The organism is Telluria antibiotica (genome assembly GCF_011682055.1).
Classification (GTDB): Bacteria; Pseudomonadota; Gammaproteobacteria; order Burkholderiales; family Burkholderiaceae_D; genus Telluria; species Telluria antibiotica.
The window spans coordinates 1-15,559 of sequence record NZ_JAAQOM010000005.1 but is presented as its reverse complement, the minus strand read 5'-3'; the positions used below and the strand labels follow the sequence as shown (position 1 = coordinate 15,559).

The window sequence follows — 15,559 nt, the reverse complement described above, 5'->3', positions numbered from 1 at the left end:
TAGCAGGAAATCGGCGATTGCCAAATGCCGGCCTGGCGTGCGCCCGGCGGCGTGGTTTGCTATAGTCGCCACTCTTTGTGACCCACCCTTATTTCCCAATGACGACTGCACGCACCCTCGGCACCCCGCTCTCCCCTTCCGCAACGAAAGTCATGCTGCTCGGCTCCGGCGAGCTCGGCAAGGAAGTCATCATGTCGCTGCAACGCCTCGGTATCGAGGTGATCGCCGTCGACCGCTATCCGAACGCGCCCGGCCACCAGGTCGCGCACCGCGCGCACGTGATCGACATGACGGACGGCGACGCGCTGGCCGCGCTGATCGAGCGCGAGCGGCCGGACCTCGTCGTGCCCGAGATCGAGGCGATCGCGACGGCCAAGCTGGCCGAGCTGGAAGCGGCCGGCATCATCACCTGCATCCCGACCGCGCGCGCCGCGCAGCTGACGATGAATCGCGAAGGCATCCGCCGCCTCGCTGCCGAGGAACTCGGCCTGGCGACGTCGCCCTACCGCTTCGCGTCGAGCCTCGACGAGCTGAAGGCCGCGTGTGCCGAGATCGGTTTTCCGAACGTCGTGAAGCCCGTGATGTCGTCGTCGGGCAAGGGCCAATCGAAGCTGGACAGCGCGGCCGACGTCGAGAACGCGTGGAACTACGCCGCGTCCGGCGGGCGCGTGGATGCGGGCCGCGTCATCGTCGAGGGCTTCATCGATTTCGACTACGAGATCACGTTGCTGACCGTGCGCGCCGTCGGCGCCGACGGCAACGTCGAGACGCGCTTCTGCGAGCCGATCGGCCACAAGCAGGTGCATGGCGACTACGTCGAGTCGTGGCAGCCGCAGCCGATGGCGCCGCTCGCGCTGCAGCGCGCGCAGGAGATCGCGGAAAAGGTCACGGCGAACCTGGGCGGCCAGGGGGTGTTCGGCGTCGAGCTGTTCGTCAAGGGCGACATGGTGTGGTTCTCGGAAGTGAGCCCGCGCCCGCACGACACGGGCATGGTCACGATGGCCACGCAGGTGCAGAGCGAGTTCGAACTGCACGCGAAGGCGATTCTCGGCCTGCCCGTGAACACGGCGCTGCGCGCGCCCGGCGCCTCCGCCGTGATCTACGGCCAGTTGGAGGAAGCGGGCATCGCGTTCGAAGGCGTCGCGGACGCGCTGCGCGTGCCGGGCAGCGACATCCGCCTGTTCGGCAAACCGGAATCGTTCGCGCGCCGCCGCATGGCCGTGGCGCTGGCGACCGCCGACGACGTCGACACGGCGCGCGCGCGGGCGCTGGAAGCGGCCGCGAAAGTGAAACCGGTCTCGGGCCGCTGATGTGATGGCGGGCACGGGGTGCCCACCCTACGGCAATGCGAACATTTACGGCAATGCGAACATTTACGGCAATGCGAACATTCACGGCAATGCGAACATTCACGGCAATGCGAACATTCACGGCAATGCGAACATTCACGGCAACGCGAACATTCACGGCAATGCGAACATTTACGGCAATGCGAACATTTACGGCAATGCGAACATTTACGGCAATGCGAACATTTACGGCAATGCGAACATTTACGGCAATGCGAACATTGTAGGGTGGGCACCCCGTGCCCACCAAACGCTTCCGGTTCGCGAACGATAGGTTCCTACGGCGCCGTCCAGTCGATCGAATCGACGTAGACGGAACCGGTCCACGCGCCACTGGTCGTGAATCGCAGGCCGAGCCGGTTGAGGGGCGTGATGGCGGTCGGCGGCACGGTGAGCGTCACCGTGTTCCACGCACCGGTCGTGAAGCTGCCGGTCGGATTCGAGGTCCAGCCCCAGTTGTAGTCCGTCGCGTACGGCTCGATCGTCGTGATCGCACTGCCGGCCGGGACCCACACGTGGAACGTCACCGCCGCGCCAGGAGCAACGACAATATAGCTCGCATCCACCGACGACGTCCCGCCCGACGTGCCGCCGAAATTCACCGCCATCGACTGCCTGCCCGCATAGTGCTGGGCGGTGGACGTGGCGACGCCGCTGATCTGCGCGCCGCTCGGCGTCCATGCCCGGGCGTCGGTTTCGAACGAGAACTGCGCCGGATCGGGGTTGGTGCCGGACGTGGCCGCATGCGCTTCCGTCGAGAAGCCGGATGCGCCCGAACCGTTGACGGCGACGACCCGGTAGTAATACGTGGTGCCGTCGTTCAGGCCGGTATCCGTGTACGACGTGCCCGTGATGCCGGTGACGGACGCCGTGGCCGGCTCGGAGCCCGACTTCGACGTGCGGTAGAGGCTGTAGCTGGCGGCGCCGGCGACGGCATTCCATGCCAGCGACACCTTTCCCGTGCCGCCCGTCGCGGCGAGCCCCGTCACCGCATACGGTGCGCCGTTCGGCGGCGGCGGTGCGGCGCCGCCGGTCAGGACGCTGACGACGTCCGGGCTCGTGATGGTGCCGGCGCTGTCGTACGTGAACGGCGCGTTCGGCGTGCTCCAGTAGAACGGGCTGAGGCCGTGCGCGCGCGCGGAATCGCCCACGAACTTGTTCCAGTAGAGCGCGGACGCACTGTTCCACGTCTTCGCATCGCCCGTCAGGCCCGGCGTCGACGCCGCCTGGAATTCGCCGATCAGCACGGGGATGCCCTTGTCGACGAACTGTTCCTTCAACTGCTGGAAGCCCCAGTCGATGTCGCCCTCCTCGCCGAACGTCGCGTTCCGGGTCGGGTCGGCCGGGTTGTGATACGCAGTACCCCAGTAATAGATGGCCTTGCCCCACGATTGATCCTCGTGAATGATCGTGAACAGCGACGGCGTGTAGTTGTGGAATTCGAGCATCAGGCGATGCGGCGTCGAGTCGGCCGGCATGCCGGCGATCCACGACGCGTCGCCCTGGATCGGCAGGATGAGCCACCGGCTGGGGTTCTTGCCGCCGGCGGCGCGCACCGTGTCGACGAAGGTCTGGTAGTACGACATCAGCGTCTTCATCTTCGTGGGCGTCTTGATGTCCGGCTCGTTTGCGGCCGCGAACAACAGGTGGTTGTCGTAGCCGGCGAACGTCGTCGCGATCTGCGACCAGACCTTGCGCACTTTCGCGTCCAGCGCGGGGTCGACCGTGTCGCCGATATTGCTGTCGAACCAGCCGCCGTCCCAGTGGACGTTGATCATCACGTAGATCCCCTCCCCGATGCTCCAGTCCACCGCCTGCTTGACCTTTGCCATGTACGCGGGATCGATGTTGCCCGCGGCGTCGGCGTTCTTCATCCAGGCGCACGGGATGCGCACGGCGTTGAATCCGGACTTCGCGGCGGACTTGAACACGGCCTGGGTCGGCACCGAATAGCCCCAGATGGCCTCAAGCGAATTGCCGAGGTTGAAGCCATAGGTCGGCATCGGCAGCGGCACGTCGTCGCCGGCCGGCGTCGCGGCCTGCACGGCGACCGAACTGGTGGACAGCGTCGTGCCGCCCGGCTTGTCCATCACCGTGACGGCCCGGGTGCCGGCCACGCCCACCGGCGTGCACTTGAAGCGCACCTCGGTGGCGCTGGTGGAGACCGTGTTCATGTCGGCGCAGCCGTCCATGGAGAGTGTCACGCCGGCGGGCAGGTTGCTGCCCGTAACCTGGAAATAGGCTTGCTGGTTCAGGTGCGGCGTGGCTGCGGTCGCGAAATCGGCACCGGTCGCGTTCACGGCGCCGACGCTGGTTGTCGCCGGCTGGCTCGGTGTTCCCGTCCCCGTGGTGCCGCCCGTGCCGGTGGTGCCACCCGAGCCGCTCGTAGCCGCCGAGGCCCCGCCACCGCCACCACATCCCGCCAGCGCCGTGGCGACGGCCACCACGAGGCACATCACTGTCTTGTTCATTCCTCACTCCACATAGTCGTACAACGGACCAAAGAACACATCATTGGCAATCGCATGCATGAGTTCAATTCCGTTTTTCGACAGGTGGCTTCGAAAATCCCGTGACGTGAAGCGTGGCGGGCCTGGCCGGCAAGGACGCCAAAACGAAAAAAGGGCATCGATTTCTCGATGCCCTTTTTGAATTCTGGCTCCCCGACCTGGACTCGAACCAGGGACCTGCGGATTAACAGTCCGTCGCTCTACCGACTGAGCTATCAGGGAATAGGTGTTGCTATTATAGCCTCTGGTACTGCGCTTGCACAGGCAAGTTGCCTATCGTGCACGCCCTACCGAGGCTTTGAATCTTGGCTCCCCGACCTGGACTCGAACCAGGGACCTGCGGATTAACAGTCCGTCGCTCTACCGACTGAGCTATCAGGGAAAAGATCTTTCGCTACGACAGATGCCGCAGCGAAAGAAGCAAGAGTTTAGAGAACTTTTGCGATCGCGTCAACGACGGTATCGATGTTCTTCGAGTTCAGCGCGGCCACGCAGATGCGGCCCGTGTCCACGGCGTAGATCGATTCGGCGCGCAGCTTCTCGACCTGGTCCTTCGTCAGGCCCGAGTACGAGAACATGCCGACCTGCTTGCGCACGAAGCCGAAGTCCTTGCCCGGTGCCTTTTCGGCCAGTTTCTTGACCAGCTCGTCGCGCATCTGCTTGATGCGGACGCGCATGCCGGCCAGCTCGTCTTCCCACAGCTGGCGCAGTTCCGGCGTGGACAGGACGGTCGCGACGACCTTGCCGCCGTGCGTCGGCGGGTTCGAGTAATTGGTGCGGACGATACGCTTCAGCTGCGACAGCAGGCGAGCGGCCTCTTCCGCCGTCGAGGCGACGACGGACAGCGCGCCCACGCGCTCGCCGTACAGCGAGAACGACTTCGAGAACGAGTTCGACACGAGCAGCGGGCCCGCGGTCTGGGTGAAGCGGCGCACGACGGCGCCGTCTTCCGCGATGCCGTCGCCGAAGCCCTGGTAGGCCATGTCGAGGAACGGAATCAGGTTGTTGGCGCGGACGATGTCGATCACCTGGCCCCACTGGTCGGCGTTCAGTTCGGCGCCGGTCGGGTTGTGGCAGCAGGCGTGCAGGACGACGACGGAACCTTCAGGCATCGCTTTCAACGAGGCCAGCATGCCTTCGAAGTTGACGCCGTGCGTGGCGTCGTCGTAGTACGCGTAGTTGTTGACGGTGAAGCCGGCGCTTTCGAACAGCGCGCGGTGGTTTTCCCAGCTCGGGTCGCTGATGTAGACTTGCGAGTCCGGCGAAAAGCGCTTCAGGAAGTCGGCGCCGATCTTCAGCGCGCCGGTGCCGCCGATGGCTTGCACGGTGACCGCACGTTTCTCTTGAATTACGGCGCTGTCGGCACCAAATACCAGTTCTTGCACAGCCTTGTCGTACGCGCCCAGGCCCTCGATCGGCAGGTAGGTACGCGGCGTCGGCTGCGCAATCAACTTCGCTTCCGCTTGCTGAACGCATTGCAGCAGCGGCACTTTCCCGTTGTCATCGTAGTAGACGCCCACGCCCAGATTGATCTTGGCGGGGTTCGTATCTGCGTTGAAGGCCTCGGTGATGCCGAGGATCGGATCGCGGGGAGCCATGGCGATGGCGCTGAAGATGCTGGCAGAAGCTGGGGAATTCATCGTGATAAACTTGGTTTGTCGGCTGGGTTCGCAGCGGTTGTATAGATAGGCGGTCTGGACCGTGCCAGATCGCAGGCGGATTCTCATTCTAGCAAAGGTCTGATCCAATGGCAGATTTATCGGTTGCAAATTCACCAGCACCCACCGTCATCACGTACCCGAATTCACCGTTCAAGCTGCACCAGCCCTTCCCTCCGGCCGGCGACCAGCCGACGGCGATCGAGGGCCTGATCGAGGGCATCGAGGACGGCCTGATGTACCAGACGCTGCTCGGCGTGACCGGTTCCGGCAAGACGTACACGATGGCCAACGTCATCGCGCGCGCGGGCCGGCCCGCCATCGTGTTCGCCCCGAACAAGACGCTCGCGGCCCAGCTGTACGCGGAGTTCCGCGAGTTCTTCCCGCAGAATGCCGTCGAGTACTTCGTCTCCTACTACGACTACTACCAGCCGGAAGCGTACGTGCCGCAGCGCGACCTGTTCATCGAGAAGGACTCGTCGATCAACGAGCACATCGAGCAGATGCGCCTGTCGTGCACGAAGTCGCTGATGGAGCGGCGCGACGTCGTCATCGTCGCCACCGTGTCGGCGATCTACGGTATCGGTAATCCGAACGAGTACCACAAGATGATTCTCACGCTGCGCACGGGCGACAAGGTCGCGCAGCGCGACGTGATCGCGCGCCTGATCCAGATGCAGTACACGCGCAACGAAATGGACTTCGCGCGCGGCACGTTCCGCGTCCGTGGCGACACGATCGACATCTTCCCCGCCGAGCATGCCGAGCTCGCGATCCGCGTCGAGATGTTCGACGACGAGATCGAATCGCTGCAATTGTTCGACCCGCTGACGGGCAAGGTGCGCCAGAAGATCCCGCGCTTCACCGTGTACCCGGGCTCGCACTACGTCACCGGACGCGCGACGGTGCTGAAGGCCGTCGACTCCATCAAGGCCGAGCTGCGCGACCGCCTGGAAGAATTCCGCCAGCAAGGCAAGCTGCTGGAAGAACAGCGCCTCGAACAGCGCACTCGCTTCGACCTCGAGATGCTGGCCGAAGTCGGGTTTACCAAGGGCATCGAGAACTATTCGCGCCACCTGTCCGGCTCGATGCCGGGCGAGCCGCCGCCCACCCTGATCGACTACCTGCCCAAGGACGCGCTGATGTTCATGGACGAGTCGCACGTGATGATCGGCCAGCTGAACGCCATGTACAACGGCGACCGGTCGCGCAAGGTGAACCTCGTCGACTACGGCTTCCGCCTGCCGTCCGCGCTCGACAACCGGCCGCTGAAATTCTCGGAATTCGAGAACAAGATGCGCCAGTGTATCTTCGTCTCGGCGACGCCGGCCGACTACGAAAAGGAAAAAGCCGACAACGTCGTCGAGCAGGTCGTGCGCCCGACGGGCCTCGTCGACCCGCAGGTCATCGTGAAGCCCGCGCGTTCGCAGGTGGACGACCTGATGGGCGAGATCACGGACCGCATCAAGAAGGACGAGCGCGTGCTCGTCACCACGCTGACGAAGCGCATGGCCGAGCAGTTGACGGAATACCTGTCCGACCACGGCATCAAGGTGCGCTACCTGCACAGCGACATCGACACGGTGGAGCGCGTGGAAATCCTGCGCGACCTGCGCCTGGGCACGTTCGACGTCGTCGTCGGCATCAACCTGCTGCGCGAGGGCCTCGACCTGCCGGAGGTGTCGCTCGTGGCCGTGCTGGACGCCGACAAGGAAGGCTTCCTGCGCTCGGAGCGTTCGCTGATCCAGACCATCGGCCGCGCGGCCCGTAACCTGAACGGCGTGGCGATCCTGTATGCGGACCAGATCACGGATTCGATGAAGCGCGCGATCGACGAGACGGAACGCCGCCGCGCCAAGCAGATCGCGTTCAACGAGGCGAACGGCATCATTCCGAAGGGCGTGCAGAAGAAGATCAAGGAAATGATCGACGGCGTCTACAGCGCGGCCGCGCAGAAGGCCATGCTGAACGACGTCGGCTTGTCGGAGGATGCCGCCAAGGTCGAGGGCATGAGCGAGAAGCAGATTTCGAAAGAGATCAAGCGCCTCGAGAAGCTCATGGTCGACCACGCCAAGAACCTCGAGTTCGAGAAGGCCGCGCAGGTGCGCGACCAACTGCACGTCCTCAAGCAGCAGGCGTTCGGCGCGCCGGGGGCGGACAACGTGGTGTCCATCCTCGGCAAGTAAAAAACGGCTGGAGCCGTATTTTACGTAGGGTGGGCTCCCTGAGCCCACCAAGCGCATCCGGTCCCCGAACGTTTGGTGGGCACAGTAATCGATAAGTGCCCGCAACTTCGCGGGCATTTGTCTTCGTGTCGGGTAATACAGGTGAAACCCCGTGAACGTGGGCCAGCAGGCCGGGAGCACGGGCACGCGCCGGCCGGCGGCCACATCGGCTTCCACCTGCCGCGCGAACACGTACGCGATGCCGAGACCGTCGAGCGCGGCGCTGGCCGTCGCGACGCTGCTCGTCACGATCAAGGTTATGGCAGTTTTTCTTTCTTATCGCGCTCATTGCCATGTCGTTCATCCATCGACGAAGAGAACGACATGATCCAACCCATCTGCTACATCCTCGGCCGCACGGGCCTGCGCGTGAGCCGCCTGTTGCTGGGCGCGATGACCTTCGGTGCGGAATGGGGCAGCACCTCACCGAGCGCAATTTCCAGATCGTCGACGAGCGGAAACAGGTCGCGGATGCCGTCGGCCGGCCGCTGGCGCAAGTGGCCCTCAACTGGGTCGCGGACCGTCCGGGCGTGGCCAGCGTGATCGTCGGGGCGTCGCGGCCGGAGCAAATGACGACGAACCTCGGCGCGCTCGACTTCGGACTGCCCGCCGAACTCGTGCAGCGCCTGGACGACGCCAGCCGGCCCGCGACGCCGTTCCCGTACTACTTCTTCACGAATGCGATGCAGGGCATGATGTACGGTGGCGCCCGCGTCGGCGACAAGCCGGCCGGCTATCGCGCGCCCGTGCTCGTGGAGGGCACGGGCAGCGGGGTCGACTGATCAGGACGCGTGCGCGGCCTCCTCCTTCGCCGTCCGGCGCCGGCGCGCAGCCCCCATGCCTGCCAGGCCGGCGGCCATCAGCGCGAGGCTGACCGGCTCCGGCACGTCGGAGAACGCGTGGCCCGTGAAGCCGGCGCCGGCCGCGAGGAACGTCCCGGCCAGCCGCACGTCGTACGTGCCGCTCGTGATCGTGCCGCTGCCGGCGACAAAGCCACTCGTCAACGACAAGGTGAGCGCGTCGATCGGCGTCACGAAGTCGCCGGCGAAGAAGCCGAGGTCCGAGAACGCCAGCGAACCGGCCACGTCGGGGAACACGGCGAACGTGAACCACGCGGGCTCGGGCGGCGTGTTGAACAGGAAGTCGTACAGGAACGTGTCGCCAGCCTGCGCGCCGGGCTCCGTGATGCCGAAGTCCCAGGTCTGCGTCGTCGTCGGACCGAAGACGGGCACGACGAAGAACGCGTCGCTGAACGTCGGGGTGGCGGAGGCGTTGACGACGGCGCAGGTCGCGAGCACGAGGCCCACCAGAGCGTGTTTGATCGATTTCATCGCAAGTCTTTCGTAAAGGTTGTCGGGCTGCCGGTTCACAGGTTCACGCCGAAGGCGCGCGCGAGGTTCGTCACGTCGAGCGAGCCGAGGCCCGTCGCGGGATTGAACGTGCTCGTGCTCTTGTAGTACAGGTTCGTGCCCGCCGTGATGGCGCGGAACGGCGACTTGGCGCCGTAGCCATAGGTCTTGAACGCGCCGTACAGCTTCGGATGCAACGGCCCCAGCCGGCTGTTCGTACCGGCCGCGATCAAGGTGAAGATGCCGTTCAGCTGCGGCGCCACGAAGCTCGTGCCGCCGTTGCCCGCGCCCCACTGCCCTTCGAAGTAGACGAGGTAGCCGGTGTACGGGTCGGCGTTCAGCGACACGTCCGGCAGGTTGCGTCCGGGGGCGCCGGGCGGCAGGTCGATCAGGTCTTCGTAACCCGAGCCCGGGTCGCCGACCACCGACGCCTTGCAGTACAGGCTTTGCGCCGCGGCGCTCGTCATCACGCCCGCGAGCGCGTTCTGGTACGCGGGACGCGGGAAGTCGACGCTCACGCCGCCGCCCCCGCCCACCGGGAAATAGGTCGTGTAGTACGTGGTCTGGCCGTAGTACTGCGTGATGTAGTTGCGCAGGTAGTCCCAGCCCCAGGCGCGCTCGGTGGGGATCGTGATGGAGCCGTATTTGTGGACCTGCGTGTGCGGCAACGTCGTGCCGCCGGCGGCGAGGACCGCCGTGTCGGACGCCGGGTGGTCCGCCGACAGCAATGTGGTGCAGTCGGGATACGGGAAGTTGCGGTTGATGTCGAACGCACCGGCATCGCCGGACGCGGCGATCACGGGGATGCCTTGCAGCGCGGCCTGCAGGAAGACCTTGTGGAACGCTTCCAGGTCCGCGGCGCTGTTGTAGATCTCGGCCGCGCCCCAGCTCACGGACAGGGTGTCGACGAGGTTCTCGTCGATGGCCGCGGCGAACATGTCGAGGAAGCCATTGCCCTGGTTAGGCGCCAGGTACACACGGATGTTGGCGCCCGGCGCGACGCCGCCCGACTGCTCGACGTCGAGCGTCGTCTCGCCGGCACCGCCGCTGCCGGGGCCGTCGTCCGGCAGCGGCCCGCCGTCGACGAGCACGTCGGTGATGCGGTTCGACGCCACCGGCAGCCCCAGCGCATTCCAGTAGCCGTACGCATCGGACTGGCGGTAGCCAGCAAGGGTGGCGATGCCGATCGTCTTGCCCGCGCCCGTCACGCCGGCTTGGTACAGCGGCGTGACGTTGTACTTGGCGGCGAGGTCCAGCACCGTGTATTCGCCCGGCAGCGATGCCGGCGTGGCGTTCGGCGTCGGGATGCGGGTCGGCACCAGCTTCGCTTCGGCCGCGGACGGGCCCGTCGCGGGCTGGCGGACGACGTTGCTGCGGAACAGCGGGCGACCGTCCAGGCCGTGCACGGACTTCACGATGCCGGCCAGGTTGGCGGGCACGGCGGTCGCGCTCGCGGGCGCCTCGTACGTGCGGCCCTGCGCCTGGTAGGCGTGGATGGGGCTGCCGAACACGGCCGCGAGCTGCGCATTCGTGCCCTGCGCGGAAATCAAGAGATTGTTCGCGTGGACCTTCGTCACCGTCAGGCCCTGCGCCTTCAGGAAGTTGACGACCTGGGCCACGGTGGCGGCGTCCTGGCCGTACAGGCTGCCGACCTGGGCCGGCGTGAGGAATTTGCGGTAGTTCGGGCTTGCCGGGTCGGCGAGCGACGCGACATGGGCTTCCATGGCGGCGAGGTTCTTGACGGCCAGCGACAATGTGATCTGCCGCGTTTCGGACTGCGGCGCGAGCCCGAGATCGACGATGCGCGCGTCTTTGTCGACGTGGAACTGGGTGGAGGTCGTGGCGCCGTAAGCCAGCGAACTGGTCAACACACCGATGGCAACGGTAATTGCAGTGAGCGTTTTCAATGCGGACTCCCTGATGGTTGTTGGACGTCTGCCCGCATGGGGCAGGACATCGACCAGTCAAGCAAGCCGTATGCCATTTTCTGTAACCAAGAGTCATTTCCTCAATTAATCAAAAGCTTGTCATCCTCCTGTCACGTTATTTGTGTCAAAAAATTTGCATTTGTGTAAATTTTTTCGACACACAAATGTTTGATCGCAATCAAATCGGTCACGCCGGCGGTACCGCGCTCTCCGTGCGGTAGCGCTCCACGAACGCGGCCAGGTCTTTCGAATGGTAGCCCTGCGCCAGCGTGTGCAGGCGGTTCGCGAACGGCGCGTACGCGGGGTCGAGGGCCTGCAGGTAGCTGGCGCGCTCGCGGATCTTGCGCATATTGCCGAGCCGCGCCAGCTGCCACAGCACCTCGATCTCCTGGGCCGGCGGAACGACGAGCGCCGTGTCGTCCTCGTCGTCCGCGGCGTGCGGTTCCGGCGCCGGCAGCCCGGCGATCCACGTCAGCGACAACTGCGTGCCGATGGTACGCAGCAGGACGTCGTGCTCGACGGGCTTGGCGAGGAACGCATCGACACCGGCGTCGAGACTGCGCGCCTCGTCGTCGCGGCCGGCGCTGGCGGCGACGGCGATGATCGGGATCGTCTTCCACGCCGGCAGCTGGCGGATGCGCCGCGTCGTCTCGTTGCCGTCGAGGACAGGCATCATGACGTCCATCACGATCAGGTCCGGCTTGAAGCTGTCGAGCACGACGAGGCACTCCATGCCGTTCTCGGCGGCGGCGACGACGAACCCCAGCTCTTGCAGCAGGCTCATCAGCATCGCGCGGTTCTGCGGGACGTCGTCGACGACCAGCACACGCTTGCGTTCGCCTTCATAGCCGACGATGGCGTGCATCGACGGCTGCATGGCGGGGCTGCCGGTGGCGATCGGCACGGCGAGTTCGAACGCGAACGTGCTGCCCCTGCCCGCCTGGCTCACGACCGTGATCGTGCCGCCCATCAGGCGCACCAGCTGCTGGCTGATGGCGAGACCGAGGCCCGTGCCGCCCTCGCGCCGGCGGGCGTCCGCCACCTGCTCGAACGGGTGGAACAGGCGGCCGACCTGCTGCGCGCTCATGCCGATGCCACTGTCGGTCACTTCGAAACGCAGCCGCGCCAGCGCGTCGTCGCCCGGCGGCGCCGGCAGCACGCGCAGCGACACCGTACCGTGGTCGGTGAATTTCACCGCATTGCCCAAGAGGTTCAGCAGCACCTGGCGCAGGCGCGTTTCGTCGACCGTCACGGCGGACGGCAGGTCGGGCGCCGGTTCGTAATGGAACGCGAGACCTTTTTCCTCGGCCTTGACGCGCATGATGTCGACGACGACCTGCAAAAAGGTGCCGAGGTGGATGGCCGTCGGATGCAGCACCATCTTGCCCGCCTCGACCCGCGCCAGGTCGAGGATGTCGTTGATCAGCGTGAGCAGGTGCTGGCCGCTCTCGTGGATGGTGGCGAGGCCGACGGCCTGCCGTTCGTTCAACTGGTGCCGGTCGCGCCGCAGCAACTGCGCATAGCCGATGATGGCGTTCAGGGGGGTGCGCAATTCATGGCTCATCTGCGCGAGGAAATTGCTGCGCTGGCGTGCCAGCCCGACGGCCTCGGCCAGCGCCTCCTCGCGCGCCGCCTCGGCCGCCTTGCGGTCCCGGTCGACGGCGGCCAGGTGTTCCAGCCGCGAGTTACTGGCGGACAGGCCCGACCGGTAGTGCAGCAGCCCCTGCGCCAGAGCGAACAGCCCGCAGCCGATCCACGCGACCACGAGGCCGGCCAGGAGCGTCGTCGTCGACATCCACTTGCCGCGGAACCGGAGGGAGCGCAGCTCGATCGTGATCGACTGTCCGGCCGGGACGGCGCCCGTCGAGATCTCCACGGCCGTCACGCGGTCGAGCCGGGTATAGGTCTTGGACAGCGGCACCTTGTACAACGTGCGCCACCAATCCGCCGTGCGCAGCACGTTGACGGGGATGGTGAACGTGGGCTCGGCGGGCGGCTCGATCTCGGCCTCGTTGAACCGCTGCGAGTTCCAGTCGCCCGGCCGGGAAAACTCCGGTTCGAAATTCAGGACGTGCAGCTTGATGATGCCGGGTGTCCGGCCCGCGTAGCGCAGGTCGAACTCGATCGTGTCGAACCGGGACAGGTCCACGCCCTGGCGCGGTTCGCCCAGCGCGAATTGCAGCTTGCAGAACGGGTATTGAGCTGCCGCGCCGAGCTGGCAGTGCATGACGATGGCATCCGGCGTCACGATGAGCGAGGCAACGGAATTGCCGTTCAGTTCGCGCCGGTCGTCGGCGACCGTGACCCCGTGCGGGTGCAGGGGCGAAATCTCGATGGTGCGGATCATCCCGAAGTGCTGCCAGAGCAGCAACGCTGGCGTCGCCAGCAGCAAGGCGATCACCAGATAATAGCTGAGCGCCGTCGAGCGGGAGAGCGACAGATTCATGTGCAGGCCAATCGTTTCTGGGGCGGGGAATCCGGCTGGGAATTCCAGTATATACCGAAGAAGTGTCCGATCAGCCAACATTGCGCCGTCAGCCGTCGAGCCGGCGCGCGGCGCTGCCCAGCAGGCGGTCGACGGCCGTGCGCGCGACCGCGTGGCTGGTGCCGGCACCGCCGCGGTGGACGACGAGCGCCGTGCGCGGGAGCAGCCAGTCGTGCGGCGTGTCGCCCAGTACGAACACGCCCTCCGGCAACCGGGCCGGATCGATACCGCTCCAGCCAGGATGGAACAGCACGCGCCGCCCGGCAGCCACGGCCGAGACGGCATCGACGAGCGTCGCTTGATCGATCCCCGCCATGCTGCCGAAGCCGATGTACACGGGTGGCGGCCCCGCCTCCAGAAAGTCCAGCAGGGCCTGCGGCGCACGCCAGTCTGCGCGCGCAGGCACGTGCCACGCGCCCGTGAGTTCCGCATGCGCGGACCAGTCGGCATAACCCAGTTCGGCCGCGAGGTCCGCGAGCGTGCGCGCGGGAGCAATCGGGTCGCGCAGACACAGACCAGTCGGCCATGGCGCGCAGTTCGCCCGTCTCATCAGGCAGCGCGACCGCTCCTAGCGCGAAAACGTGAGGCTGCAGTACACCATCGCCGGGAACCGGTTCAGGTGCGGCTGCGCGGGCGGCCCCGGCTCGTCGACGGTCGAATAGAAGCCGATGCCGTGCACGGCCTCCGCCAGCTCGCCCTGCGGCGTGTGCATCCACGCGTGCATGGTCGCCGCGGCGGATCTACTGCACGTCGAGCAGTTCGACGTCGAAGATCAGGTTCGCGTTCGGCGGGATCGGGCCGCCGCCTTCCGCGCCGTAGCCCAGCGCGGCGGGAATGACGAGCGTGCGCTTGCCGCCCACCTTCATGCCGGCGACGCCCTGGTCCCAGCCGGGGATGACCATGCCGCTGCCGAGCTGGAAGGTGAACGGCTTGCGGCCGACGGAGCTGTCGAACTGTTCGCCGTGGTGCTGGGGCGCGTCCGGCAGGTACAGCCAGCCCGTGTAGTTGACGGTGACGCGCTTGCCGGGCGTCGCTTCGGCGGCCGTGCCGACGGTCGTGTCGATCTTCTGGAAGCTGACGGCGGACGAGTCGGCCTTGGCGGGCGCGGACGGCGCTGCTTCGCGGCGTTTGCAAGCGCCGAGCGACAGGGTGAGTGCGAGGCCGAGGACACCGGCGCGGAGCATCGTGTTCATGGTTGAATCCTTGTGAAAGTCAGAGGGTCTTGACGAAGGCGCGCACGCCGCCCAGCAGCATCTCGATCGACATCGCCGTCAGGATCAGGCCCATCAGGCGCTCGAACGCCGTCATGACATGCGTGCCGAGCACGTTCTGCAGGCGCTCGGCGCCGAGGAAGACGATCAGCCAGATGGCGGCGACGGCGGCCAGCGCGGCCACGTGGATCATCACCTCCTCGATCGATCCGGACGTGAACAGCAGCACGGTCGCGAGCGCCGACGGCCCGGCCAGCGCCGGAATCGCGAGCGGCACGATGAACGGTTCGCCGCCTTCGCTGCGACCGAGCACGCCGTCCGGGTGCGGGAAGATCATGCGGATGGCGATGATCAGGAGGATGACGCTGCCGCCGATGCGCAGCGAGATGTCGGTCAGTTGCAGCGCCGCGAGGAAGTGGCGGCCGAAGAACATGAAGAGCAACAGCAGGAGAAAGGCGATGGCGCATTCGCGCACGACGATGCGCGGGCGGCGGGCCGGGGCCACGTCCTTCAGCGCGGTCACGAACAGGGGGACGTTGCCGAAGGGGTCCGTGACGAGCAGCAGCAGGATGAAGGTCTGGAAGAAGCTTTGGGTCATGGGCGTTGTTATTGTTCTTGCGACCCGTCGATATTAACCGATCTATACAGGTCGTGGTCCGCACGCGTTTGGTGGGCGGAGGCCGCTCGCGTAGTAAGCAGACGCGTGGTGAGCAGACGCGTAACGTGAAAGAACGTATCCAAAAGACGTGCGGATGCCTGGCCGGGGTAGGCCATCAAAAATTGTGCAGCTCGCGACTCAGGCAGGTTGGTCGATCAGACCGAATTTCTTGAGAGCCTTGATCCA

Annotated in this window: 13 protein-coding genes and 2 tRNA genes; 4 read left to right on the top strand and 11 right to left on the bottom strand. The window is 65.8% G+C overall.

Annotation, left to right across the window (positions count from 1 at the left end; genetic code table 11):
* Positions 1–98 precede the first annotated feature (98 nt).
* A complete protein-coding gene (gene purT / locus HAV22_RS09470) occupies positions 99–1,310 on the top strand; it encodes a formate-dependent phosphoribosylglycinamide formyltransferase (protein ID WP_166858857.1) in 1,212 nt (403 codons plus the stop codon).
* Between the two features lie 4 nt (positions 1,311–1,314).
* Positions 1,315–1,623 (top strand): hypothetical protein, encoded by a 309-nt coding sequence (locus HAV22_RS09465; RefSeq protein ID WP_166858856.1) that lies wholly within the window; start codon positions 1,315–1,317, stop codon positions 1,621–1,623.
* 4 nt (positions 1,624–1,627) lie between these two features.
* Here the strand turns inward: HAV22_RS09465 and HAV22_RS09460 are convergent, their stop codons facing one another.
* The 4 genes from HAV22_RS09460 to HAV22_RS09445 all read right to left on the bottom strand — a co-directional run bounded on the left by HAV22_RS09460 (position 1,628) and on the right by HAV22_RS09445 (position 5,499).
* Complete coding sequence (locus HAV22_RS09460; protein WP_166858855.1) at positions 1,628–3,820, bottom strand: cellulase family glycosylhydrolase; 2,193 nt, start codon at positions 3,818–3,820, stop codon at positions 1,628–1,630.
* A 185-nt stretch (positions 3,821–4,005) separates the two neighbouring features.
* Positions 4,006–4,081 (bottom strand) — tRNA-Asn (locus HAV22_RS09455).
* Between the two features lie 84 nt (positions 4,082–4,165).
* A tRNA-Asn gene (locus HAV22_RS09450) sits at positions 4,166–4,241 on the bottom strand.
* A 46-nt stretch (positions 4,242–4,287) separates the two neighbouring features.
* Entirely contained in the window at positions 4,288–5,499 is a 1,212-nt protein-coding gene (locus HAV22_RS09445) for an amino acid aminotransferase (RefSeq protein ID WP_166858854.1), read from the bottom strand.
* Positions 5,500–5,606: 107 nt separating this feature from the next.
* On the opposite strand from HAV22_RS09445, the gene uvrB reads away from it, so the two are divergent.
* Positions 5,607–7,703, top strand: a complete 2,097-nt coding sequence (uvrB, locus tag HAV22_RS09440) for an excinuclease ABC subunit UvrB (protein ID WP_166858853.1) — start codon at positions 5,607–5,609, stop codon at positions 7,701–7,703.
* 449 nt (positions 7,704–8,152) lie between these two features.
* Complete coding sequence (locus HAV22_RS09435) at positions 8,153–8,524, top strand: aldo/keto reductase (RefSeq protein WP_371869587.1); 372 nt, start codon at positions 8,153–8,155, stop codon at positions 8,522–8,524.
* Here the strand turns inward: HAV22_RS09435 and HAV22_RS09430 are convergent, their stop codons facing one another.
* From HAV22_RS09430 to HAV22_RS09400, 7 genes are all read right to left on the bottom strand, one after another.
* Entirely contained in the window at positions 8,525–9,073 is a 549-nt protein-coding gene (locus tag HAV22_RS09430; RefSeq protein ID WP_166858851.1) for a PEP-CTERM sorting domain-containing protein, read from the bottom strand.
* A 35-nt stretch (positions 9,074–9,108) separates the two neighbouring features.
* Positions 9,109–10,998 (bottom strand): S53 family peptidase, encoded by a 1,890-nt coding sequence (locus HAV22_RS09425; protein WP_166858850.1) that lies wholly within the window; start codon positions 10,996–10,998, stop codon positions 9,109–9,111.
* A 208-nt stretch (positions 10,999–11,206) separates the two neighbouring features.
* On the bottom strand, positions 11,207–13,465 hold the full coding sequence (locus HAV22_RS09420) for an ATP-binding protein (protein ID WP_166858848.1): 2,259 nt from the start codon (positions 13,463–13,465) through the stop codon (positions 11,207–11,209).
* A gap of 88 nt (positions 13,466–13,553) precedes the next feature.
* Positions 13,554–14,054, bottom strand: a complete 501-nt coding sequence (locus HAV22_RS09415) for a glycosyltransferase (protein WP_166858846.1) — start codon at positions 14,052–14,054, stop codon at positions 13,554–13,556.
* Between the two features lie 18 nt (positions 14,055–14,072).
* On the bottom strand, positions 14,073–14,228 hold the full coding sequence (locus HAV22_RS09410; protein WP_166858844.1) for a hypothetical protein: 156 nt from the start codon (positions 14,226–14,228) through the stop codon (positions 14,073–14,075).
* A 16-nt stretch (positions 14,229–14,244) separates the two neighbouring features.
* Positions 14,245–14,697, bottom strand: coding sequence for an FKBP-type peptidyl-prolyl cis-trans isomerase (locus HAV22_RS09405; protein WP_166858842.1), 453 nt, complete (start codon positions 14,695–14,697; stop codon positions 14,245–14,247).
* A 19-nt stretch (positions 14,698–14,716) separates the two neighbouring features.
* Entirely contained in the window at positions 14,717–15,313 is a 597-nt protein-coding gene (locus HAV22_RS09400; protein WP_166858840.1) for a MarC family protein, read from the bottom strand.
* Positions 15,314–15,559 lie beyond the last annotated feature (246 nt).